Source organism: Gordonia hankookensis, assembly GCF_014673215.1.
In the GTDB taxonomy this organism is placed as follows: Bacteria; Actinomycetota; Actinomycetes; order Mycobacteriales; family Mycobacteriaceae; genus Gordonia; species Gordonia hankookensis.
The window spans coordinates 1,088,891-1,113,584 of record NZ_JACWMS010000002.1; the positions used below are offsets into that span (position 1 = coordinate 1,088,891).

At 67.0% G+C, this 24,694-nt stretch carries 13 protein-coding genes; 2 read left to right on the top strand and 11 right to left on the bottom strand.

Annotation, left to right across the window (positions count from 1 at the left end):
* Window position 1: 1 nt before the first annotated feature.
* The 7 genes from IDF66_RS24045 to IDF66_RS12330 form a co-directional block, all read right to left on the bottom strand.
* Window positions 2-6,970 (bottom strand): amino acid adenylation domain-containing protein, encoded by a 6,969-nt coding sequence (locus IDF66_RS24045; RefSeq protein WP_190267037.1) that lies wholly within the window; start codon window positions 6,968-6,970, stop codon window positions 2-4.
* 70 nt (window positions 6,971-7,040) lie between these two features.
* Window positions 7,041-8,807, bottom strand: a complete 1,767-nt coding sequence (locus tag IDF66_RS12305; protein ID WP_190267038.1) for an ABC transporter ATP-binding protein — start codon at window positions 8,805-8,807, stop codon at window positions 7,041-7,043.
* A complete protein-coding gene (locus tag IDF66_RS12310; RefSeq protein ID WP_190267039.1) occupies window positions 8,804-10,501 on the bottom strand; it encodes an ABC transporter ATP-binding protein in 1,698 nt (565 codons plus the stop codon). Before IDF66_RS12310 ends, IDF66_RS12305 begins: the two co-directional genes overlap by 4 nt.
* Before the next feature lie 48 nt (window positions 10,502-10,549).
* Complete coding sequence (locus IDF66_RS12315; RefSeq protein ID WP_317628669.1) at window positions 10,550-11,593, bottom strand: iron-siderophore ABC transporter substrate-binding protein; 1,044 nt, start codon at window positions 11,591-11,593, stop codon at window positions 10,550-10,552.
* Between the two features lie 80 nt (window positions 11,594-11,673).
* On the bottom strand, window positions 11,674-12,444 hold the full coding sequence (locus IDF66_RS12320) for a YqcI/YcgG family protein (RefSeq protein WP_190267040.1): 771 nt from the start codon (window positions 12,442-12,444) through the stop codon (window positions 11,674-11,676).
* A gap of 2 nt (window positions 12,445-12,446) precedes the next feature.
* The gene (locus IDF66_RS12325) at window positions 12,447-13,865 is read right to left on the bottom strand and encodes a cupin domain-containing protein (RefSeq protein ID WP_190267041.1); all 1,419 of its coding nucleotides are present in this window, start codon (window positions 13,863-13,865) and stop codon (window positions 12,447-12,449) included.
* Window positions 13,866-14,047: 182 nt separating this feature from the next.
* Window positions 14,048-14,902: a cutinase family protein gene (locus tag IDF66_RS12330; RefSeq protein ID WP_387999218.1), complete on the bottom strand. Its 855-nt coding sequence runs from the start codon at window positions 14,900-14,902 to the stop codon at window positions 14,048-14,050.
* 187 nt (window positions 14,903-15,089) lie between these two features.
* Here IDF66_RS12330 and IDF66_RS12335 point away from each other — a divergent pair, with 187 nt between their 5' ends.
* A complete protein-coding gene (locus IDF66_RS12335) occupies window positions 15,090-15,524 on the top strand; it encodes an SRPBCC family protein (RefSeq protein ID WP_164310019.1) in 435 nt (144 codons plus the stop codon).
* Window positions 15,525-15,545: 21 nt separating this feature from the next.
* Here the strand turns inward: IDF66_RS12335 and IDF66_RS12340 are convergent, their stop codons facing one another.
* The 3 genes from IDF66_RS12340 to gltB all read right to left on the bottom strand — a co-directional run bounded on the left by IDF66_RS12340 (window position 15,546) and on the right by gltB (window position 23,028).
* Window positions 15,546-16,787, bottom strand: coding sequence for a TetR/AcrR family transcriptional regulator (locus IDF66_RS12340; RefSeq protein ID WP_190267042.1), 1,242 nt, complete (start codon window positions 16,785-16,787; stop codon window positions 15,546-15,548).
* Window positions 16,788-16,973: 186 nt separating this feature from the next.
* Window positions 16,974-18,428: a glutamate synthase subunit beta gene (locus IDF66_RS12345; RefSeq protein WP_190267043.1), complete on the bottom strand. Its 1,455-nt coding sequence runs from the start codon at window positions 18,426-18,428 to the stop codon at window positions 16,974-16,976.
* Window positions 18,421-23,028, bottom strand: coding sequence for a glutamate synthase large subunit (gene gltB, locus IDF66_RS12350; protein WP_190267044.1), 4,608 nt, complete (start codon window positions 23,026-23,028; stop codon window positions 18,421-18,423). The genes IDF66_RS12345 and gltB overlap by 8 nt, the downstream gene beginning before the upstream one ends.
* A 356-nt stretch (window positions 23,029-23,384) precedes the next feature.
* Between gltB and IDF66_RS12355 the strand changes: the two genes are divergently transcribed.
* Window positions 23,385-24,398: an alpha/beta hydrolase gene (locus IDF66_RS12355; RefSeq protein ID WP_190267045.1), complete on the top strand. Its 1,014-nt coding sequence runs from the start codon at window positions 23,385-23,387 to the stop codon at window positions 24,396-24,398.
* Here the strand turns inward: IDF66_RS12355 and IDF66_RS12360 are convergent.
* Window positions 24,342-24,692, bottom strand: a complete 351-nt coding sequence (locus IDF66_RS12360; RefSeq protein ID WP_223309432.1) for a PQ-loop repeat-containing protein — start codon at window positions 24,690-24,692, stop codon at window positions 24,342-24,344. The two genes, IDF66_RS12355 and IDF66_RS12360, sit on opposite strands and share 57 nt — an antisense overlap.
* Window positions 24,693-24,694: the final 2 nt, after the last annotated feature.

Here is a 24,694-nt window from a genome sequence, read left to right on the forward strand (position 1 = left end):
CTCATCTCGTCAGTGACACGGCGCCGCGCGACACCGACAATTGTTCTTCGAGGATCCGGCCGATGACGGCGATGGGCCCGGCCTGGCACATGTCCTTGTGCTCGCACGGTACGGGCACATCGCGGATGTCGCCGGAAACATACGGCGCCCAGTCATGTGCGTTCAGTCGAGGGTCGATGCGATTGACCGTCGCGGTGAAGAACAGCAGATCCCCGTCGAACACCTTGTGTTGTGCCTGCCGCTGGAGGACGACCGAGTTGACGAAGGTGTTGATCACGGCGGTGATGGAATCCTGCCCGAGCTCGGCCAACACGCCCCCCTGCTCGTCGACGATCGCCATCACCGCGTCCCGGTCGAGGGGACCGTCGGGCAGCAGGTCGAGATCGTAGTGCGACATGTACAGCAGGGAACGCAGCGCCTGCTGCTGATAATCGGCCGCCAGCTTCTCCCACGGATAGGCCGGATACGAGTCCAGCATCCCCAGCAGTTCGACCTCATGTCCTCGGTCCTGCAGCGCGGTCGCCATCTCGTGGGCGAGCACACCACCGAAAGACCATCCGATGATCCGGTACGGCCCGCTCGGCTGGACCTTCAGGATCTCGTCGACGTACTCGCCCGCCATCGCCGGCACCGACTCCGCCACCTGCGCAGGCGAGTCGAGTCCACGCGCCTGCAACGCGTACACCGGGACGTCGGCGGGCAGATTCCTGCGCAGACTCGAGAACGCCCACCCCAGACCGGAAGCCGGGTGGACGCAGAACAGCGGCGGTGCGCCGCCCTCGGATCTGATCGGCAGCATCATCCGCAACGCATCACTGCCCGAGGTCACCCGGTTCCCACTCAGGTGGTCGGCAAGCGACTCGACGGTCGGATTGCGGAAGAGGTCCATGATCGGTACGGCATGACCGAGTTCGCGCTGCAGGGCGATCTGGATCCGAGCCAGGATCAGCGAATGGCCGCCGAGGTCGAAGAAGTTGTCGCGTACTCCGATGTCCGACACGGACAGACATTCCGACCACGCAGCCGCGATGGCCTTCTCGATGTCGTTGCGGGGCGCTATCCGCTCCGGATCGTGTCGGACCTGCGCCGACGGTTCCGGCAGCGCCTTGCGATCCACCTTGCCCGACGGCATGAGCGGAAACGCCTCGAGCACGATCGTGTGCGCGGGCACCATGTGTTCGGGCAGGCGCTCGGCCGTCCAGCGCAGCAACTCATCCGACGCGGGATGCTCCCCCGAGGGCACGCAGTACGCGAGCAGGCCTGCGTCGCGCATCACCACCACGGCCTGCCGCACCTGCGGATGCTGTGCGAGGATGGCCTCGATCTCCTCCGGCTCGACCCGCATGCCACGGATCTTGACCTGATTGTCGACGCGCCCCAGGAACTCCACATTCCCGTCGGGCCGGAACCGGGCCAGGTCGCCGGTCGCGTACATCCGGCTGCCCGGGCTCGCGACGAACGGATCCTCGACGAAGACAGCGGCGGTGCGGTCGGGATCGCCGAGGTACCCACGCGCGAGTTGCACACCACCGATGAACAATTGACCCGGGACGCCGACGGGCACCGGATGACGATGCTCGTCGAGGACATAGATCCGATTGTTCGGATTCGGTCGCCCGATGGTGATCCCCTGAGCCGGATCCGCGCCCCGATACACCTGGCAGGTGACCCCGATGGTGGCCTCTGCCGGGCCGTAGCCGTGATACATCGTGGCATCCGAGTGGCTCGTGAAGCGCTCGTAGAGCGCAGGTGTGAGGACTTCGCCGCCGCACCAGACGTGTCGCAGCGACCGCGCCGCGTCGGCGAACTGTGCACTCTCCAGCATGAGTTCGAGCATCGTCGACACCAGGTACACAAAGGTGATGCGCTGCCGCACGATGAGATCCAGCAGGTAGGCCATGTCGCGTTCGCCACCCGGCTCGGCGACGACGAGGCGGGCACCTGCCACCAGCGGCAAGAAGATCTCGTTGATCGAGATGTCGAAGCCGAGCGGCGCCTTGTACAGCACCGCATCCGCCTCACCGAGGCCGAGCAGGCCGACCTGCCATGGCAACCGATTGCTCACCGCCCGGTGGATGATCATCGCGCCCTTGGGTTTCCCCGTGGACCCCGATGTGTAGATGACATACGCCAGACTGTCCATCTCGATCGTCACCGCGAGGTCGTCGTCGGCGTAGGTGTCCAGGCGTGTCGAGCTCATGTCGACGGTGTCCACGGCGACGTCGTCGATCGCACCGACCGGCTCGCCGAGGGTGATCACTGCGCGCAGCCCGGCATCCCGGATGATCTGGGTACGACGCTCCTCGGGCCAGGACGGCTCGAGTGGCACGAACGCGCCACCCGATTTGAGCACGGCCAGCAGAGCGACGATCTGCTCGATGCTGCGGGGCACCAGGATCCCGACGATCTCCTCGGGCCCCACGCCGATCCCGCGCAGATGCCTCGCGAGCCGACTCGCCCATCGGTTGAGCTGATCGAAGGTCAACTCGCGACCGGCGAAGCTCACCGCGCACGCATCCGGGGTCCGGCGAACCTGGTCGGAGACCATCTCCGGCAACGTGAGTGGGCTGATCGGTGCGTCGGTGTCGTTCCAATCGTCGACGATTCGGCGGCGCTCTGCCGCACCAAGGACGTCGAGTTCGCTCAATCGTCGCCCGGAGTCGCCGATCACGCTGCCGATCAGGTGACCCAGATATCCGACGATCCGCTCGACCGTCGATCGTGCGAACAGGTCCGTGGCGTATTCGAGATGACCACGGATACCCCCGTCGGTCTCGGCCAGATTGAGTGTGAGGTCGAACTTCTCGGTCCCCGTGTGGACCGGTTTCACCGTTGCCTCGCCGTGCTCGCCGAACCGCGTCGCCGCCTGCGCTCTCGTGAGCGACAGCATCACCTGGAACAGCGGGTGCCGGTCGGCGGCACGTACCGGATTGCAGGCCTCCACGACCAGTTCGAACGGCGTCTCCTGATGCGCGTAGGCCCCGAGGTCGGCGGTTGTGGTGCGAGTGAGGTACTCGTCGAACGTTGGGTCACCGGAGGCGTCGGATCGGAGCACCAGCGTGTTGACCAGATAGCCGACCAGGTCCGTCAGGGCGGGATCGTTCCTGGCCGCCACCGGCGTCCCGATGGTGATGTCGTCTCCCGCACCGAGTCGCGTCAGCAGGGTCGCGAACACCGCGTGCACGACCATGAAGAGGCTGGCACCATGGCGACGCCCGATGGTCCTGAGCGCGGCGACATCCTCCGCCCCGATCTCCACCGGTAGCCGATCACCCCGGTGGGTGGCCTCGGCCGGCCGCGTGAAGTCGGTCGGCAACTCGAGACGCTCGGGAACACCGGCAAGCGACTCGCGCCAGTACGTGAGGTCGCCGTCGGCGATCTCGTCGAGCAGTTCGTTCTGCCAGACCGCGAAATCCGCGTACTGGACCGGTAGCGGCTCCCACGACGGTGCTCGCCCGTCGGTGCGGGCCTCGTACGCGTCGCCCAGATCCCGTATCAGGGGCCGCAGCGACCATTCGTCGCCCGCGATGTGATGCAGGCAGACGAGCACCACGGTTCGCGTCTCTGCGAGGGGGAACATCGTCACCCGGACCGGCGGCTCGTTGGCGAGGTCGAACCCGCGACATGCCTCCTCCACGAGCGCTTCTCGTAGGTCGATACCGGCCTCGGGGTGTATCACCGCGAACGGCGACGACGCGGACCGAACGATCTGCTGGACCGGCGTGCCCTTGCGTGAACCGAAAACGGTCCGCAGGATCTCGTGTCGCGCGCACACATCGGCCATCGCCTCGGAGAGGGCCGTCGCATCCACCGGCCCCGCGATGTCGATCGCGACGGGCAGGTTGTACGTGGCCGTGGGACCACTGACACGGTCCAGGAACCACAGACTGCGCTGGGCTGCCGACAGTTCCGCGAACTCACCACGCTCATGTCGCGTCAGTCGGGGCCGGCGCGCGGCATCGACATGCCGGGCCAGTCCGCGAGGGGTCGGGTGCTCGAAGGCCGTTCGCAGGTCGACCGTGTTCTCCAGGACCGCACCGATCCGGCCGACGAGTTCGGTGATGAGCAGCGAGTGCCCGCCGAGGGCGAAGAAGTTGTCCTCGGGGGCGACACCGTCGACCTCCAGGACGTTCTCGAACAGGCCGCAGATCGCCTGCTCGACGGGGGTCGCGGCGACATCCTCGGTGGCGCGGCCAGACGGCGCGGGCAGCGCGGACACGTCGAGCTTGCCGTTCGCGGTCAGTGGCAGGGCATCGGTGAGAACGACTGCAGGAACCATGTATTCGGGCAGACGCCGGAGGAGGAACTCCCGTGCGTCCACGCGGGTGAGGTCGTGGCCCGGCCGCGGCACCACATAACACCACAGCTGGGCGGCGTCACCGGTCACCACCGCGGCATCGGCGACCGACGGCATCTCCAGTACGGTTGCGGTCACCTCGGCGGGATCGACCCGGTAGCCCCGCACCTTGACCTGGTGATCGGCCCGTCCGAGGTATTCCAGAAGGCCATCGGCCCGGCGTCTGCCCAGGTCGCCGCTGGCGTACATGCGGCTTCCCGGCGGGCCGAACGGATCTGCCACGAATCGCCGAGCGGTCAGCCCGGGCTGATGGAGATACCCCCGTGCCAACCCTGGGCCCGCGATGAACAGCTCACCGATGACCCCGTGCGGGACAGGATGCCCGTAACGGTCCAGAACGTGTACCGCCAGATCGGCGAGCGGCTCACCGATGATGCCGGCATCGCCGTCGTCGTCGCCGACGACGTGGAATGTCGCGTGCACCGTGATCTCGGTGATGCCGTACATGTTCACGAGCTCCGGACGATCCGTCGGATGGCGGATGAACCAGTCCTTCAGGCGTGCGAGCTCGAGTTTCTCCCCGCCGAGGATCACCATGCGAACGGTCTGCATCGGGTCGTCGCGGTCGTCTACCGCAGCGAGCTGGTAGAAGGCCGACGGCGTCTGATCGAGAACGGTGACCTGCTCGGCGCGGAGCAACTGCGCGAGATCCTCCGGCGATCGCGCCACATCGTGCGGCACTACCACCAGCCGGCCACCATGAGCCAGGGCACCCCAGATCTCCCAGACCGAGAAGTCGAAAGCATAGGAGTGCACCATGGTCCAGACATCGGTCTCGTCGAACCGGCACGGGCCCGCAGTCGACTCCAGCAGCCGGACGACGTTGCGATGCGTGACCAGAACACCTTTCGGCACGCCGGTCGATCCCGAGGTGTAGATGATGTACGCCCCGTCTTCGGGGTCGATCCGCACATCGGGTGCCGTCTCCGGTTGGTCGGAGAGATCGAGGGAGGCGATGTCGTCGAGCAGATGTACGGGGCGCGCATCACGAATCAGCAACTCCCGGCGTGCATCCGGCGTGCCGGGGTCGATCGGCAGATAGATCCCGCCCGACTTGAGGACACCCAGGATGCCGACGATCAGGTCGATCGACCGCGGGAGCGACAGGGCCACGACGTCGTTCGTGCCGATGCCCGACGCGACCAGGTGGTGTGCGAGACGGTTGGAGCGGCGGTGCAATTCGGCGTAGCTGCACGACTCGCGGCCATGGGTGACGGCGGTCGAGTCCTCGCCGGAATGTCCGGCGACGAGGCCGACGATGGTGTCACGTCCATCGCTGCCGATCGTCGTCGGAGCCGGCGGGTGAACGTCATACTCACCGGGCGCGAGCACACCAACCTGGGCCACCGTTGTCCCCGCGTGGAAGCGCCGCGCGAACCCGATGAATCGTTCGCCGAACAGGGCGACGTCGGTCTCGTCGTAACGGTCCGGATTGCCGTCGACGGTCAGCTCGAGCTCGCCGCTGTCACGTGGGACGACCGTCAGCGACAGATCGTCGACGTGTCCGGACGCCAGGAAGTGCACCTGCCCCTGCGCCTGCCCGAATGACAGAGGCGCGGCGGGCGGCTTGATGTTCACCAGCGGTCTGATGTCGCCTGCTCCCCGACCGCCGACCCCGCCGCGTACCTCGTCGGTGCGGAAGCGGTGATGCCTGCGCACGAAATCGATTTCCGCCGCGACCATTCGGGTGAGATCGGCGGGTGTCTGCGAGCCGGCGATGTCGAGGATCGCGGGCAGGATGTTCACGGCGGTCGTCGGGGTACGGCGTGCCACATCGGTGGACCGGGACATCACCGGAACCCCGACCACGGTCGTCGGCTCGTGGCTGAATCGGGCGAAGAACGCTCCCGCCGTGGCGATCAGCGCCTCCACCCACGAGCGACCCGCCTGCGCTCCGACAGCGCGGAGCGAGGAGGCGGTGTCGGCGTCGATGACGAAGGCACTCCGATGCGGGACGCGAGGACCGTTCGGCGCGTCGGCGTGTGCGCCGGGCAATCGAGCGACGTGCCCGGTCCACGCCGCCGCATCCGTCTCGTACTGTTCGGACGTCCGGTAGGCGAGGTCCTCGTCGAGGAACTCCGAGATCGGGGCGAATCGAGCGACTGGCGGTTCCCGACCCTCGACGAGGCGCGTGTAGCGCTCCGCCACCCGCCGCTCGAGCAACGACATACCGTAGGCATCGACCGCGATGTGATGACAGCGCTGGTACCAGTACCGGAGCACACCGTCGACACGCAGCAGCGCCTGGGCATGCAGCACACCGGCTTCCAGCTGTGGCGGCGCTCCGCCGTCGCCGACGTCACGGCGCATCCACTGCATGGCCTCGTCGGCGGACGCGACGTCGACCACATCGACGGCGAGCCGCTGCGCCTGTGTCCGTGGATCGGCGATCTCCTGCCATGGCGCCCCGTCGGATGTCCCGAACCGCATGCCGAGTCCGTCTGCCTCACGCAGGGTCTCGGTCACGGCGGTGACGAGATGGCCTTGGTCGATGCCGTCGGAGAACTCCACGCAGTGCGCAACCTGGTAGGCGGGACTGCGCGGATCCAGTTGTTGGGCATACCAGATGCCGCGCTGCGCCGCACTGAGTGGTCGACGGATTTCTCCGGTCACGCGGGTGCCTCCTGATTCACGTCATGTCCGTTCGGGGGTCGTACGGCGCTGCCCTGTTGTGTCGCACGATTCAGCGGTGCGTCGACCACGCCGCCCACAGCTGCGCATATCTGCTGCCGTTGGCGTCCACCAGCTCGTCGTGCGTTCCGGACTCCACGATCCGGCCGTCCTCCAGCAGGATGACCCGGTCGGCACGGGCCGCCTGGGTCAATCGATGGGCCACGATGAATGCCGTCCGGCCCGCGATGGCCTTCTCGGCTGCCGCCTCGAGGGTTTTCGCACCCGCACTGCCCGCGTCGGCGGTGGCCTCGTCCAGGATCGCGATGGGCGGATCGGCGAGCACCAGGCGCGCGAGGGCCAGTTGTTGTGACTGCGTCGGGGTGAGCGAGTGCCCACCCCGCCCGAGGACCGTGTCCAGTCCGTCCGGCAGTGTCGAGAGCCACCCGGACGCCCCGACCGCATCCAATGCGGACCGGGCCTGGGTCTCCGACGTGTGCTCTCCGGACAGTCGGAGATTGCCGAGCACGGTGTCGGCGAAGACATGTACCTCCTGACTGACGAGGACACATCGATGGCCCGAACCCGATGCGCCTGCGGCGAGATCGTGACCGCCGAGGACGATCTGCCCCTGCTCGGGAGGCAGCAGACCGGCCACCAGCTTCACCAGCGTGGTCTTGCCCGCCCCGGACGTCCCGACCACCGCAACATGCTCCCCGTCCTGTACGTCGAGATCCACGCCGTCGATCACGGTGTGCTGATCCGCGCCGTAGGAGAACCGGACGTCCCGCAGCGACACGCTGCCATCGGTCCCACGACCGGATCGCGAATCCGTTTCCCCGCCGTCGCGCAGGTCGGGGGTGGCCATCTCGGCGACGCCGATCAGGCGGGCGAAGGCAGCGGTGGCCGACTGCGCCGTGTCGAAGGTCCCGAGAACCACATTGAACTGATCGAAGAGACGGTGGAAGTACAGCGCGGCCGCGGAGGCGGCACCGATGGTGACGAGATCGCCGCGTACCAGGTAGAAGCCGACCACCAAGATCAGTGCGAGTCCGACGAACTCGCCGTAGTTCAGTTTGCCGAAGAAGCGACGCTGGACGGCCGCCATCCGGATCGAGAGCTGCCGCGCCTTGTCCGACGCCGCGGTCACCTTCGCCAGATGATCCGACTCGAGGCGCAGCGCGCGTACGGTGTTGGCGCCGTTGATCGAGTCCAGGAGCTGTTGGGCACGAGAACCTTCGGCGACCCGTTCGGCCCGGATGACCGGCACGGCGTTACGCAGGTACCAACGGGTTGCCACGACCTGGAACGGGACGGCCGCCAGGCCTGCGAGCGCGAAACGCCAGTCGAGGATGGCCAGCGTGACCGCGGTGAGCACGATCGTCAGGGCCGCGTCCAGCAGAGTCGGCAGGACCCCGCTGACGGCCTCGTTCACGGTCTCGACATCGCCGGAGACCCGGGACATCACGTCACCGCTGCCGGCGCGTTCGATGCGTCCCTCGGAGACGCGGAGAACCTGTCGGATCGCCTTCTCCCGGACCCCCGCGATCACGGTCTGCCCGACATGGGCCACCATCGCGGTGCCCACCGTCTGTCCGATCGCCTGCCCGATGGCGACCCCGATGAGCCCGAGAACCACCGGGAGGAGTTCGTCGGTGCGCCCGTCGATGACGAGGTCGACGATGCGTCCGAGCAACCACGGCCCGACGAGTCCGATCACGGTGCCCACGGTCAGGACGAGAAGGGTCAGCGCGACGTGGCCGCGCACCCGCCGGAGGGCGGTCCAGGCCGCGCTGCGGGCCTCCCCGCCCGTCGCGGTCGGCAACAATGTCTCGGTCATGTGGCGACCAACTCCCGGTAGTCACGGTTGTCGGACAGGAGGCCGGCGTGGTGTCCGGACGCGGCGACCCGGCCGTCGCGGACCACGACCACCCGATCGGCGATCGCGAGGAGTGCCGGACTGGTGGTCACCACGATCGTCGTCTTGCCCGCGCGCAGCGCGGACAACCCGGCGGCGATCTCCGACTCGGTCACGGCGTCGACAGCCGTGGTGGGATCGTGCAATACGAGCACGGGCGAATCCGCGGCCAATGCGCGCGCGAGCACGACCCGTTGCCGTTGCCCGCCCGACAGCGACAGTGCGCGCTCGGTGACCTCGACGTCGAGGCCGCCAGGCAGCATCGTCGCCACCCCGGTACATGCCACCGCGCGCGCCGGCATCTCGCCACCCCGGGTGACGGATTCGATGTTCTCCCTGACGGTCCCGCGGAACAGGACGGCATCGTGTTCGGCCACGAGGACCGACGAACGCACCTCGTCGGCACCGAGATCCGCCAGTGACCTGCCATCAATCTCGATCCGGCCGCCCTCGGGATCTCGCAGCCGACCCAGGCATCGGAGCAGGCTCTCCGCACCCAACAGGTTCTCCATCACGACCGCCACATGCTCGCCGGGTCCGACGTCGAAGGACAAGCCTTCCAGCGCGGGCGCCCGCAAGTCGTCGACACGGATCCCGGGGGCCGATCCCGTCGTCCGGATCGGTGTCTCGGCCCTCATGGTGGGCGCAGTGGTGGAGACCAGTGCCGGCTCGGCCAGGACGGCCGCGATACGTGTCGCCGACGCGCGCCCTCTCGCGAACTGGGTGCCGACCATCGTGATCCGTGTGAAGGGACCGATCAGGAACTGGGTCATGGTGAACGCGGTGACGAACTGTCCGACCGTGATCCGCTCGTCGGCGACGAGGTGGGCACCCAACCAGGCGACCAGCGCGAGAAAGCAGCCGGTCAACAGGGCGATCACGCCGCCGCGCAGAGCGATCATCCGCGCCGCCCGGATCCCGGCCACCCGGGAGGTGGAGCTCGCGGTCACATACTTACGCAGGGCGACGGCCTCGGCACCGAGCCCTTTGATCACCCGCAGGCCGCTCATCATGTCCTCCGCGACGCCCGCGGCGTGCGCGACCGCAGCCTGCTCGGTGGCGCTCCGCTCGACCAGCGGTCGCGAGATCATCCTGGTCAGCAGTACCACCGGGATGAGGCCGACGAGAACGACGAGGCCCAGCAACACCGATGCGTTCAACAGGATGATCGCCGCGACCACCAGCGCCGCGGCTGCACCGACCGAGGTCCACACCGCCGCGTTGACCATGCCGACGCGGCCGGCATCAGATGTCGCGGTCGAGAGCAGCACTCCGCCCCGGCTGCCCGCCTGGGTGAACCCGTCGGTGTCGAGCACACGTCGGGCGATCGCGACCCGCAGCTCGTGCGCCGCACCCTGGGTCGCATATCGGATGAGCCTGCCGCCCAGCCGCATCGACGCCGTCAGGACGAGGAACAACAGCGCGAGCACGACGATTGTCCACAGGAGTCCCGGACCGCTCCCGGGCGCGATCGCGCGGTCGATCACCACACCGATCATCAACGGCACCGATGCCTCGCAGCCCTGGTGGATCGCGGCGAACAGCGAGGCGGGTATCAGAAACCGCCGCTGGCCGATGATGGTGTGGCGCACCAGTTCCCGTCCGGGATCAGACACGGCCTGCGACCTCCGTCCGATCTCTGGCACGTATCCACATCGCGGCCGTCATGCCCTGGCCTTTCCCTGCGCGGCATCGCTCAGCCGTGGAAGATAGCGATCGAGCATCCACGGCAGACTCAGAACCGTGACCGCGCTGGTGGCATACACCAGCGCCGGTTCGTCGAGGCGGACGTAGCCATGGCGCGCGACGGCAGGCATCGTCCGGAAGACATCGTTGCCCTCCAGGCCACTGCGGACACTGTCGCTGAGGTACCAGGCCACCATGACGTCGGACTCGATGTCACCCAGACGCTCGATACTGGTCGGGACCGCGTACGACGATCCGCCCGGTGACGGCGCGGTCGGGACGGACGGGGAGATGGTGAACCCGAGGTCCTTCAGCAGCTGCACCCGGGAGTCGGTGGCGAGATACATGTTGAAGTTGTCCGCCGTCGTTCCGGAGCCGAAAGCTGCCGTCTTACCTGCGAATTCGGGATGTTCCTGCTTGGACTTCGCGATCAGCGCACTCGTCGAGTCAACCAGCTGGGCGGCCTTCTGCGTCTCGCCGAGTGCCTTCCCGGCCGTGGTGATCTGGTCCTGCCACGAGGTCTGCCACGCCTTGCCCGGATACCCGACGGTCGGCGCGACCTGACTCAGGCGCGAGTACTGCTCGCTGGTGAGTCCGGAGTTCACTGCCAGGATCACGTCTGGCTGCAGGGCCGCGATCTGCTCGAAGGGCACCGACTTCGACGTGTACTTGAGCAGTGTCGGCTGCGCGCCCTTCAGTTTCGGCTTGTCCCACGGCAGGATCGCGGAATCGTCGTCGACGTCGCCGGACATGTCCTGCATCCCCACCGGCACGACACCGAGCGCGAGCGCCGCGTCCGTGCTTCCCCACCCGATGGTGACGACGCGGGTGGGCTTCTTCTCGATGGTCGCCTTGCCCACCGCGGAGTCGATCGTCACGGGGAAGGCACCGCCGGCTCCGCCGGATGCGGAGGATCCGGCGGAATCGGCGTCGCCGTCGCTCGAACATCCCGCGACCAGACCGATCACGAGGGTGATCGCGGCGGCGAGGGTGATCAGGGTGGGGATGCGTCTTTCTGACACGTCAGCTCGTTTCTCGAGAACTCGAAGATGTGGTGGGTGGCTCGGTGGCTGCTCCGGAACGGGCGGTCCGATTCCTCGGATCACGGCGGGCCCGCACGGAAGGGGCACCGAGCCACGTCCGAGATCTCCGCGCCGGGATCGTTGGTGTCCGGCAGGAAGTACTGTTTCCACTCCAGGCTGTCCGGATCGCCGTAATCGCCCATCTCGCCGTACATCTCCATGCCGCCGTCGAACTCCTGGAGTCGCTTGCGGATCATCACCCGCGACGCACGGCCCACCGAGGTCTCGGGCCCGATGTTCTCGAACACCCAGCGCGGCTGGAAGGTCACCAGGAATACCGGGCTGTTGCGGCTCCGTCGCTTCACGTGCGCAGGTGTCGCACACACGACGAAGATGGGCGTTCCACCGAAGCTGAACTCCCACAACGGGTCATCCCCGTCCCGTGGGACATCACCCGGCCACTCGACCTCGTCGCCGTCGTGGAGGTACTGGAGCATGCGCCAGAACGTGCGGAAATATCCCTCGAGGTCGTCCGGCTCCGAATCGGTGTTGAAGAACACCAGGAAGGAGGTCTCCCGTGAGATGCTCCGGTAGACGGAGAGATAGTCGGAGAGCAGGTCGCGCAGAGTGTCCCAGTTGCCCTCGTCGTACAGTTCGTCGATGAACCCGAATCGCAGCGAGTCGGTCTTGGCCCCTCGCACGGCGAAGGTGCACGGGAATCCGCTGTCGGGGGACTTGATGAGATCGATCAGTTCCAGCGCAGGCGCGTACCCCCATTCGGGAACCTGCCCCATGCTGACCGTGCGCAGATACTCTCGCTGCTCGACGTCGCGCGCGTAGTCGGAAACCATTGTCAGATGATGTTCTTCAGCAGATCGTCGGAGATGATCGGCTGATGGTAGGTACAGACGCCGGACAGCACAGTCGAGCCGTGCAGCCTGGTCACCGGGATGAGGATCTTGTCCCCGGCAGTCAGTTCGATCGTGTGCGTCACGTTGTTCCAGAACCGCATGTCGCCCTCTTCGACCATCACGAGCCGATGCTCGTTGTGCACGTGGGTCGTCGAGGTCTCCTCTTCGCTCTCCACAAAGGTGTCGAGGTCGACCTCGATCCGGTTGTCCTCGAGGTACCGATGGATCTTCTCCGCGTATTCCTTGTGGAGTTCGATCTTGTCGGCCCAGCTCACCTGCAGCGTGAGATCGTCGTCCCAGATCTCACGCAGCCTGGCAGCGTGTGCCACGCCTTTCTGGAACCCGGTCAGAGCCGCCTGACCGAAGGACGTGATCAGCGCGCCCACCACCGATTCCAGTGTGGGCGTGTCGTCCCAGCCGACCCCGAGGTCGAGGCCGCGCAACGCGTCGTCGTCGGCGCCCATCCCGAGTGCGTCGGGCAGGCAACGGCGGAACGCGTCGGTATCGCGCGGACCGGTGTGGTTCAACAGCCACGCCGCACCGAGGAGTTCGGGTAGACGTGCCGCATCGGAAGCCAGCGACATCAGGTGGTTTCCCCGCGCCAGGCTCGATCCCAGGAGCAACTGCCAGTAGGCACCCGGCGTCTGCTCGAGGTCACCGTAGCGGAGCAACGCCCGGTAGTCCGGCCGACGTCCGACCCAGTCCGTATAGGACTCCTGCAGGAGCCGCCCGATCTCGTCGGCGCTCTGCGGGAACTCCCCGATCGCTGCGCGGCCGAGCGCGGCACGCGCCGCCGGCATGAATCCGTGGTACTGGATGAGCGCGAAGACCGTGGCTTCCCTTGCGCCGGTGAGCTGTTCGAGAACTGACGGGGCCACGAGGTCTTTCGTTTCGGCCAGCCGCTTCGATACCCAGGCGGACAGTTCGTCCGCATCGCTCACCGGCTCGAGGGCATCGTCGAGGAAGGAGTAGAGATGCCGCTCGAGGACCGGACGCGCCATCGCCGATCGAATCCGGTTGTCCTGGCTGTAGAACGACGACCGGTCACCGGCGATCGGCTCGTCGTCGCGCGGGGCGACCAGGGAGATCTCCAGATCGTTGATGTTGCGCAGCATGCGGTGACCGAGGAGCGCCGAGAGCCGCATCGACTTCTCGGCAGGCATCTCGCGGTTGAACTTCACCCATTCGAGATCGTCCGGCCGCACCGGTCGTCGATAGGGGTTGTCCGGAGTCGACAACTCGCTCCACTCCGCCGCCCGGAATGCCGGGTTCGATGCGAATGCTACGACGACCGCGTCCGGGTCGGCAGCCCGTTGCAGCGGCTTACCCGCCGCCGATCCGTCCTGATCGTGATCTGCCATGTCGCCCTTCGGTAGTGGTGGTTAGGCCAGCCTTACCGTAGGGAGTAATAGCCTATACGTCAACTGCCGTATCTGGTTCTTTTCGATGATTCGGACAATTCGGGCATGCCGACATGGAGGCAGGCACGCACCCCACACGCACCATTGATTCGGCGCGCGGGGCCGAGAGGAAATCGGGTCGCTTATGCCAGGCGGGCGAGAAAGTCGTGGGCCCACTGCACGGCGGTCACGCCCGGACGAACCTGGAACGCCGCATAGTTGCCGTGCGCACCTGACTTGAGGAAGGCGTTGAAGATCGTGATCTGCTCGCGCGCACGAGCATTGCTCAATTCCTCGACGATCTTTCCCGGGCCACCGAGGGTGAGGAGTTCGGCGACGATGGCTCCGGCCTCCGCCTGGTACTGGCCGATCTGGCTCGGCGTCGGGTCACTGGTCTCCGCCAGGTACCCGACGACTCTCGTGATGAAGTAGTCGCGAGGAACGTTGCAGTAGAGGTCGAGTGGCTCACAGATCGTGAAGGCCCGCGGCTTGACCCACCCCATGCCATCGAGCCGTGGGCCGCCGCTGCCCTCGCCGGCCAGCGGTGGTCCGATCAGATTGTCCTGCCGAGATCTGCGTGGATCGGAGATCAGCACCACTCCCGCCACCTGACCCGGCCGGATCGCCGCCCGGCCGGTCCCGATCTCCGACGCCACGTCTCCGGCGGCGTCGGCACCCTGGCTGTATCCCGTCAGCGCGATCCGCGTCCCCGGGCACCGCCGCAGCATGGTGGCGGCCAGTCCGGTCGTGTTGGCCACCGCCTGCGCCTTGGACTTTCCGTAGATCGCCTTCTCCCACGGGAACGCGGTCGCGTCGTATCCGACGAACTGCACCCGTGTCTCCGGCCCGAGTCCCGAGGTCACGGCCCGCAGGATGCCGGGACTCCGGCCGTTGGCCCACGTGCCGGGAACAGCGAGGACATAGATCTCCGGGCATCCCGGCGGCACCGCAGCCGCTGCCGATCCGACACCCACCGAGATCCCGGCAGCCGTGATCATGGCCACCACGGAAGCGATCATCCTGCGCAGACGCATCGTCGGCACTCCCCTCGCGCCCGGTTCGTGTCACGAGTGTAGTCGGCGAACGCCCATCCGGAATCTCTTCGGTGACGAATCCTTGCCGGGTTCACGTCCCGCCGGTGGCGGACGTGAACGCGCCGATCGTTCCCGATCCAGAGGAGTTCCCGTGGTCGATGTGACCCGCACGTTCACCGTTGCCCGCCCGCTCGGCGCGGTCGTCGCCTATCTCCGCGATTTCGCCAACGCGGTCGAGTGGGACCCGGGCACCCAGAGCTGCGAGCAGATCGGCACCGACCCGGTCGGGCCGGGTACCCAGTGGCACAACGTCACCCAGCTGTACGGGATCACCACCGACCTCACCTACGAACTGACCCGCGACGACGCCGACCACCTGACGTTCACCGGCACCAACAAGACCGCGACCTCCGTCGACGACATGACATTCGGTACGAGCGACGGTACGTCGACCATCGTGACCTACCACGCACATGTCGAGTTCAACGGTCTCGCCCGACTCGCCGACCCGATTGTCCAGATCGCCTTCGGCCGGCTCGCCGGAGCCGTCGAGCGCCAGATGACCTCGGCTCTGCTCACGATCTGACGCACGCTCGGTGTGCGTGGATCAGCGGCCGGCCCGGATGATCGGAGCCTCGAGTACGGCTCGCGCCAGGTGACGTGCCGCGTCCGGCAGAGCGGGAGTACGCAAGGTGGGGATGCGCACCACACCGTTGATCACCGCGAGGGCGAGGTCGACCAGCGCCTGCGCCTCATCCGGACTCAGCTCCGGCCTGCACTCCATCTCGAGTCGTCGCCACTCCCCCACGTAGTCGAGGTAGGTTCGCTCGAGCACGGTGCGTTCGGCGTCGTCGAGGATGCCCGAATGCGACAGACAGACGGTGATGAGATCCCAGTGGTCGAAGGCGAATCGCGCGTAGTGGCCGGTCAGGTCGTCGAGCGCCTGTCGCGGCTCGGACGCACTGCGGAGAACCTGGCCCAAGGTGAGCCAGAGCGATTCGAACGCCCGGCTGACCCCGGACGCCACGATCTCGCGCTTGCTGGCAAAGTAGTTGTACACACTCGGTCCGGCGATGCCGACCGCATCGCCGATGTCGTCGAGGCTGACCGTCTGGTACCCGCGTACGGCGAACATGGTGATCGCGGTACCCAGCAACGTTTCTCGCCGCGACGCAGGCCGGAGCCCGCCCATGGCATCGGAGGCGGACAGGGCGTCGGAGGCGGACAGTGCCTCGTCCGGAGACATCGCCTGGCCGTCCGACGTGTCGCCGATCCCCAGGCGGCCGGCGACCACGATCGCATCGACCGCGGACGCCAGGGTCCGCCGTTGATCGGCAACCGGCACCGCGAGCGGCCGATGACCCGGCCAGTCCAGCGCAGCGAAGACGGCCCACGCGGTGGTCCGCGAAGGCACACACCCTGCCTCCGAACCCACTTCGATCATCGCCGCGACGCGGCGGCCGACGCCACGCAGTCGCTGGAAGAGCTGGTCGTACTCCACCGGGGACAGATTCCCGCTGTCGCGGGACCAGAGCAGATCGAAGGCCCGGACATCGAGCGCGGCCTGCGCGATCCGGTCGGTCGCCGTCTCCCAGTCGTCCACGCCCTCGACGGCGCGTTCGTATCGGGCCAACGCGGCATCGAGGACCGCGACCAGGAGATCGTGCTTGCTCCGGTAGTGCCGGTACAAGGCGCTCGGCACGATACCGAGGTTGCCGGCGATGTCGCTCATCCCCACACCGTGGTACCCATGGTCACGGAACATGCCCGCGGCCGTTTCCAGGATCCGCTGCTTACGGTCCTTGGGACGGGATCGCCTCGCCGGGCGATCCACCCCTGTAGTCATCATGGTCTTCCCGTCGGGTCGGGGCGTCTGGATGCCACCGGTACTGGAGCACCCTCCACTCTGCTACATGTCCGGCCCGGTTCACCACATATCCGTGGATGAACTGGTCGTGCTCGGCATCGTTCGTACCCGAAACAAACGAATCAGTTGGGCGAGTCGGCAGTTCGGTGATTCAGCGGACCCGGTGACTCAGCGTTGGGCGGCCTGGGTCGGGACGATCGGCGCGGGCAGATCCGTCCGGCCGGCCAGGAAAGTATCGGCGGCCGCAGCTGCCGATCGACCCTCGGCGATCGCCCACACGATCAGCGACTGTCCACGACCGGCGTCGCCTGCCACGAACACTCCCGGCACACCGACGGCGGCGAAGTCGTCGTCGCGCTTGATGTTGCCGCGCTGGTCGTATTCGACGCCGAGCTTGTCGAGGAAATCCTCGCGCTCGGGTCCGACGAAGCCCATCGCCAGCAGGACCAGGTCGCACTCGAGCTCGAACTCGCTGCCCTCGACCTTCTCGAACCGTCCGTCACGCATGACCACCTCGTGCGCCTTCAGCGCGGTGACCTTGCCGTCCGTGCCGGTGAACTCCTCGGTGTTGACCGAGAAGACGCGCTCGCCGCCTTCCTCATGCGCCGATGACACACGGTACATCAGCGGGTAGGTCGGCCACGGCGTCGACTCGGCGCGCTCGTTCGGCGGCTTCGGCATGATCTCGAACTGGTGCACGATCTCGGCGCCCTGGCGCAATGCGGTGCCGAGGCAGTCCGCGCCGGTGTCGCCGCCACCGATGATGACGACCTTCTTGCCCTTGGCGGTGATCTGCCCTTCGACGGTGTCGCCGAGCTGGATCCGGTTGGACTGCGGCAGGAACTCCATCGCCTGGTGGACGCCGTCGAGCTCACGGCCCGGGATCGGCAGATCACGACCGATGGTGGAACCATTGGCCAGCACGACCGCGTCGAAGTCCGCTCGCAGTTGCTCCACGGTGACGTCGACGCCGACGTTCACGCCGGTCCGGAACACGGTGCCCTCGGCCTCCATCTGGGCCAGACGGCGGTCGATGTGCCGCTTCTCCATCTTGAATTCCGGGATGCCGTAGCGCAGCAGTCCACCGATGCGGTCGGCACGCTCGAACAGCGTGACGTCGTGTCCGGCACGGGTGAGCTGCTGTGCGGCAGCGAGACCCGCGGGGCCCGAGCCGACCACGGCGGCCGAACGCCCGGTCTTCTCGGTGGGCAGCACCGGGGTCACCCAGCCACTCTCGAAGGCGTTGTCGATCAGCTCGACCTCGACCTGTTTGATCGTCACGGCCGGCTGATTGATGCCGAGGACGCAGGAGGCCTCGCACGGCGCCGGGCAGAGCCGACCGGTGAACTCCGGGAAGTTGTTGGTCGCGTGCAGCCGCTCGATACCCTCACGCCACTGGTCCTTGTAGACCAGGTCGTTCCACTCGGGGATGAGGTTGCCCAGCGGGCAACCGTTGTGGCAGAACGGGATACCGCAGTCCATGCAGCGGCTGGCCTGGGTCCTCAACTCCGACTTGTCGAAATCGGTGTAGACCTCTTTCCAGTCCAGCAGTCGCAGTTCGACCGGACGGCGGTCGGGCAGCTCCCGCTCGGTGTGCTTGAGAAAACCTCTGGGGTCAGCCACGTGCGGCCTCCATGATCGCTTCGTTCACGTCTCGTCCTTCGCGCTCGGCGGCATCGATCGCCTGCAGCACGCGCTTGTAGTCGCGCGGCATGACCTTGGCGAACTTGCCTTGCGTCGTCTCCCAGTCGTCGAGAATCGCTGCGGCGACCGGGGAATCGGTCTCGGCGCGATGCTCGTCGACGATGCCCGCCAGGAACTCGATGTCCTCGGCCTCGAGCTCCTCGATCTCGACGAGCTCGGTGTTCAGGTTGTCCCCGAGCTTGCCGAACGGGTCGTACACGTAGGCGATACCGCCCGACATACCGGCCGCGAAGTTGCGCCCGGTGTCGCCGAGCACCACCACCCGACCACCGGTCATGTACTCGCAGCCGTGATCGCCCACGCCCTCGACGACGGCGGTCGCGCCCGAGTTGCGCACGCAGAACCGCTCTCCGACCACACCTCTGAGGAAGATCTTCCCCTTGGTGGCGCCGAACCCGATGACGTTGCCCGCGATGATGTTGTCTTCCGCGACGAATCCTTCCGGCGCGTTACGCGCCGGGCGCACCACGAGGCGTCCGCCGGAGAGTCCCTTGCCGACGAAGTCGTTGGCGTCGCCCTCCAGCCGCAGCGTGATGCCCTTGGGCACGAATGCGCCGAAGCTGTTGCCCGCCGACCCGGTGAAGTCGATCATGATCGTGCCGTCCGGAAGCCCGTGTGCGCCATAGGTCTTGGTCACCTCGTGGCCGAGCATCGTGCCGACGGTCCGGTTGACGTTGGTGATCTTGGAGCCGAAGGAGACCCGGGTGCCGTGATCGATGGCCTCACGGCTCTGGGCGATCAACTGCTGATCGAGTGCCTTGTCCAGCGAATGATCCTGGGCCCCGGAGCAATACAGGTCCTGGTTCATGAACGGCGACTCCGGCATCGCCAGCACCGACGACAGGTCGAGCTTGCCGGCCTTCGCCGAACCCCAGTGCGCCAGCGCCTTTGCCGTGTCGAGGGTCTCGACGTGCCCGACCGCTTCCTGCAGGGTCCGGAAGCCCAGGCGCGCAAGCAACTCGCGCACCTCTTCGGCGATGAACATGAAGAAGTTCTCGACGAACTCCGGCTTGCCGGTGAACCGTTCCCGCAGCAGCGGGTTCTGGGTGGCCACACCGACCGGGCAGGTGTCGAGGTGACACACGCGCATCATGATGCAGCCCGAGACCACCAGCGGAGCGGTCGCGAAGCCGAACTCCTCGGCGCCGAGCAGCGCCGCGACGACGACATCGCGGCCGGTCTTCAGCTGCCCGTCGACCTGGACCACGATGCGGTCACGAAGGCCGTTGAGCAGCAGGGTCTGCTGGGTCTCTGCGAGACCGATCTCCCACGGTGCACCCGCATGCTTCATCGAGGTCAGCGGCGTCGCTCCGGTGCCACCGTCGTGGCCCGAGATCAGCACCACGTCGGCATGGGCCTTGGAGACTCCCGCTGCCACCGTGCCGACCCCGACCTCGGAGACGAGTTTCACGTGAATCCGAGCCTGCGGGTTCGCGTTCTTCAGGTCGTGGATCAGCTGCGCGAGATCCTCGATCGAATAGATGTCGTGGTGCGGCGGCGGCGAGATGAGGCCGACACCCGGCGTCGAACCGCGCACCTCGGCCACCCACGGGTAGACCTTGTGCGGCGGGAGCTGACCGCCCTCACCGGGCTTCGCGCCCTGCGCCATCTTGATCTGGATATCGGTGCAATTGGTCAGGTAGTGCGACGTCACGCCGAAGCGACCGGAGGCGACCTGCTTGATCGCGCTGCGGCGCCAATCGCCGTTCTCGTCGTGGTGGAAACGGCGGGTGTCCTCGCCACCCTCACCGGAGTTCGACCGGCCGCCGAGACGGTTCATCGCGATGGCCAGCGTCTCGTGCGCCTCGGCCGAGATCGAGCCGAAGCTCATCGCTCCGGTGGAGAACCGCTTGACGATCTCGCTCGCCGGTTCGACCTTGTCGATCGGGATCGGATCGCGGTCACCGAAATTGAAGTCGAACAGACCACGCAGTGACGCCATCTTGGATGACTGGTCGTCGACGAGCTTGGTGTACTCCTTGAAGACCTTGTACTGCCCGGTCCTGGTGGAGTGCTGCAGCTTGAACACGGTGTCCGGGTTGAACAGGTGGTATTCACCCTCGCGACGCCACTGGTACTCGCCACCGACCTCGAGTTCACGATGCGCCCGCTCGGTCGGCCGCTCCGTGAATGCCAGGGCGTGCCGGGTGGCGACGTCGCCGGCGATCTCGTCGAGGCCGATGCCGCCGAGCTGGCTGTTGAGGCCGGTGAAGAACTCGTCGACGGTGTCCTGGGACAGACCGATGACCTGGAAGAGCTGTGCGCCGGTGTACGAGGCGAGGGTGGAGATACCCATCTTGCTCATCACCTTGAGCACACCCTTGCCTGCGGCCTTGATGTAGTTCTTGCGCGCAGTCGGGAAGTCGATGTCGCCGAGAACGCCTCGCTCGACCATGTCCTCGATCGACTCGAAGGCCATGTAGGGGTTCACGGCTGCGGCACCGAAGCCGATCAGCGTCGCCGCGTGGTGCACCTCGCGGCAGTCGCCGGACTCGACGATGAGCCCGACGCGAGTGCGCTTGCGCTCGCGCACCAAGTGGTGGTGGACGGCCGCGGTCAGCAGCAGCGACGGGATCGGCGCGAGCTTCTCGTCCGACTCCCGGTCGCTGAGCACGATGATCGACACGCCGTCGGCGATGGCGGCGCTCACCTTTGTGCGCACCTCGTCGAGTGCACGACGCAACCCCTCGCCGCCCTCGGCCACCGGATACAGGCCGTGGATGTGGGCGCTGGTGAAGTCCGGCAGCTCGTCGTTGTCGTCGATGCGGACGAGCTTGGCGAGCGTGTCGTTGTCGAGGACCGGCTGCGGCAGCATGATCTGCCTGCACGACTCGGGTCCGGGATGGAGCAGGTCGGCCTCGCGACCGATGGTGCCGCCGATGCTGGTGACGACCTCTTCGCGGATCGCGTCCAGCGGCGGGTTGGTCACCTGGGCGAACATCTGCTGGAAGTAGTCGAAGAGCATGCGCGGACGCGCCGACAGCACCGCGATCGGGGTGTCGGTACCCATCGAGCCGATCGCCTCGGCGCCGGTCTTGGCCATCGGTGCGACCAACAGGTTGAGCTCTTCGTTGGTGTAGCCGAACACCTGCTGGCGCAGCGCGACCCGGTCGTGGGCCATGTGCACGTGCGGCAACGACTCGACGTCGTCGATGTGGACCAGGCCTGCGTCGAGCCACTCCTGATACGGATGCTCGGCGGCGAGTTCGTCCTTGATCTCCTCGTCGTCGACGATGCGTCCGGCTGCGGTGTCCACGAGGAACATCCGGCCCGGCTGCAGGCGCATCTTCTGCACCACGTCGGCGTGGTCGATGTCGAGCACGCCGACCTCCGAGGCCATCACCACGAGGCCGTCCTTGGTGACCCAGACGCGGCTCGGGCGCAGCCCGTTCCGGTCGAGCACGGCGCCGACGACGGTGCCGTCGGTGAAGCAGACCGATGCCGGTCCGTCCCACGGCTCCATCAGCGCCGAGTGGTACTCGTAGAACGCCTTGTGCTCCGGCTTCATCGACTCGTGGCGTTCCCACGCCTCGGGGATCATCATCAGCACCGCGTGCGGCAGGCTGCGACCGCCGAGATGGAGCAGTTCGAGCACCTCGTCGAAACGAGCGGTGTCCGATGCACCCGGCGTGCAGGTCGGGAAGATCTTGTCGGCCACGTCACTGTCACCGAACGCACTGGCGTCGATCAGCGCCTCACGCGCCCGCATCCAGTTCTCGTTGCCGGTGACGGTGTTGATCTCGCCGTTGTGCGCGACGCGGCGGAACGGATGGGCCAGCGGCCACGACGGGAAGGTGTTGGTCGAGAAGCGCGAATGCACCAGCCCGAGAGCGCTCTCCAGGCGCGAATCCTGCAGATCCAGGTAGAACTCACGCAGCTGCGGGGTGGTCAGCATGCCCTTGTAGACAAAGGTCTGACCGGACAGGCTCGGGAAGTACACGGTCTCGCGGCCGGGACCGTCGGCCCCGGCGCCCTTGGTGCCCAATTCGGCCTGGACCCGCTTGCGGACGACGAACGCCCGCCGCTCCAGGTCCATGACATCGGCGCTGCCCTGATCTCTCCCGGCTAGACCGATGAACACCTGCCGGAAGGTCGGCATCGCGTCGCGCGCCAGAGCACCGAGCGAGTTCTCGTTGGTCGGCACCTCGCGCCAGCCGAGCAAGGTCAGGCCTTCGGCCTCGATGATCTTCTCGACGCCCTCGCAGGCCACCCGGGCGTCCTCGGAGCCCTGCGGCAGGAACGCGATACCGGTGGCGTACTCGCCCTCGGCAGGCAGCTCGAAGTCGATGCTCTCGCGCAGGAACCGATCCGGCACCTGGATCATGATCCCGGCGCCGTCGCCGGTGTTCGGCTCGGCGCCCGCGGCGCCGCGATGCTCCAGGTTCACGAGTGCGGTGATCGCCTTGTCGACGATGTCGCGGCTGCGTCGTCCGTGCATGTCGACCACGAATGCGACACCACAGGAGTCGTGCTCGTTGACCGGGTCATAGAGCCCCATGGGGCCCGGAGCATGCTTCATAAGTTCGCCTCACTCTGTGCGCGACGCTGCGCACGCAATCACCGTTATGTGTCCTAGGGACACCGTTGACGTGTGTCCGTGGACACCGACCACCGGCTCGTCGCGAATCCCCCCGAATCCTTGGGCTGACCTGGGAGTCTTCTCCAGCCATGTAGCGGTGTCCGTGTCAGCGTCGTTGCTGACGGCGCACCCGGGATAGAGCTGCTCCACCCGGCACCACCCTGCTCTGCGAAAGCATTGTGAGTCATTTTCTCACGCCGGGTACCAGGTATCGAAATCCGGATAGCACAACCGTGATGATTCCGCAGCTGACGCGGCCGAAAGGGCCATTCGACGCCCCTGGTTCGTCTAGCGTCATGACCGTGCGCACGCCCACCTCGGAGCAGCAGTGGCGACCGGTCGGTCGAGGGTCACTGCGGTCCCGCGCGGTCAACGGCTACCTCTCCCGTGTCTCTGCGCCACTGATGGCCGCCGCAGGCCTCGGCGGCGCGCTCCCGCCCGCCCACATGATCACCGCGATGCGCCCCGGCGTGAACCGCTCGCTGGCGGCGCTGTCCCCGGTACCGGATGGCACCCGGGTCGAGGTCGTTCGTGAGTCCTTCGGCGACGGCCGGGTGCGCGGCGAGTGGGTCAGCGCACATGCCGGCCCACCTCGGGGCACACCGGGCGATCGGACGATCGTCTACTACCTCCACGGCAGCGGGTACGTCATCTGCTCGCCGCGCACCCATCGCGGTCTGGTGGCGCGTCTGTCCCGCCGCACCGGATGGTCGGCCTTCAGCCTCGACTACCGACTCGGGCCCGAGTACCCGTTCCCGACCGCGGGTGACGACGCCATCCGCGGCTACCACTGGCTGCTCGACGCCGGCTACCGCGCTGATCAGATCGTGGTGGCCGGCGATTCGGCCGGCGGTCACCTCGCCGTCGACCTGATCGCCGACAATCACCAGACCGGGACACCCCAGCCGGCCGGGCTCGTCGTCTTCTCCCCGCTCTACGATCCGACCTTCGATCTCGCGGTCGCCAACCAACTTCGCGGAACCCGCGACCCTCTCATCGATGCCGTTGCTGCACAACGCATTCTGCGCCTGTACACGCGCGGGGCCGAGGCCGATCACCCCCGGATGAGAATCGCTCTGACCCCGGAGATGTCGCTTCCACCGACGCTCATCCAGGTGGGTCAGTACGAGGTGATGGGCGACGACGCGCGTGCGATGTACCGCGCGTTCGCGGCGGCGGGTGGCGATGTGCGCCTGCAGGAATGGCCGGGTCAGGGACACGTGTTCCAGATGTTCCCACTGTTCTCCCCGGAGTCACGACAGGCGCTGAACGAGGCCGCGGGCTTCCTCGGTCAGGTGGTCAGCCGCTGACCCGTGCACCTCGTCGCCGGCGGGTCGCCGGTCCGGGAGCACCACATGACGGAGATACCAGTAGAGCATCAGCGCACTGGCCATGCTGTGGAACAGGTGCAGGATCAGCGCCGGCCCGACCGGCAGATCCAGCACATAGACGAGGTAGATGAGGTTGCCGACGTTTGCCAGCGCGATGTTGCCGGGACTGTAGGACCTCACGTCCCTGGTCCGCCATGCCTTGACCAGCATCGGCAGCGTGCTGGCCGCGAAGACTGCGGTGGCGACACCTCCGGCGAGAATCGGGATGTTCATGG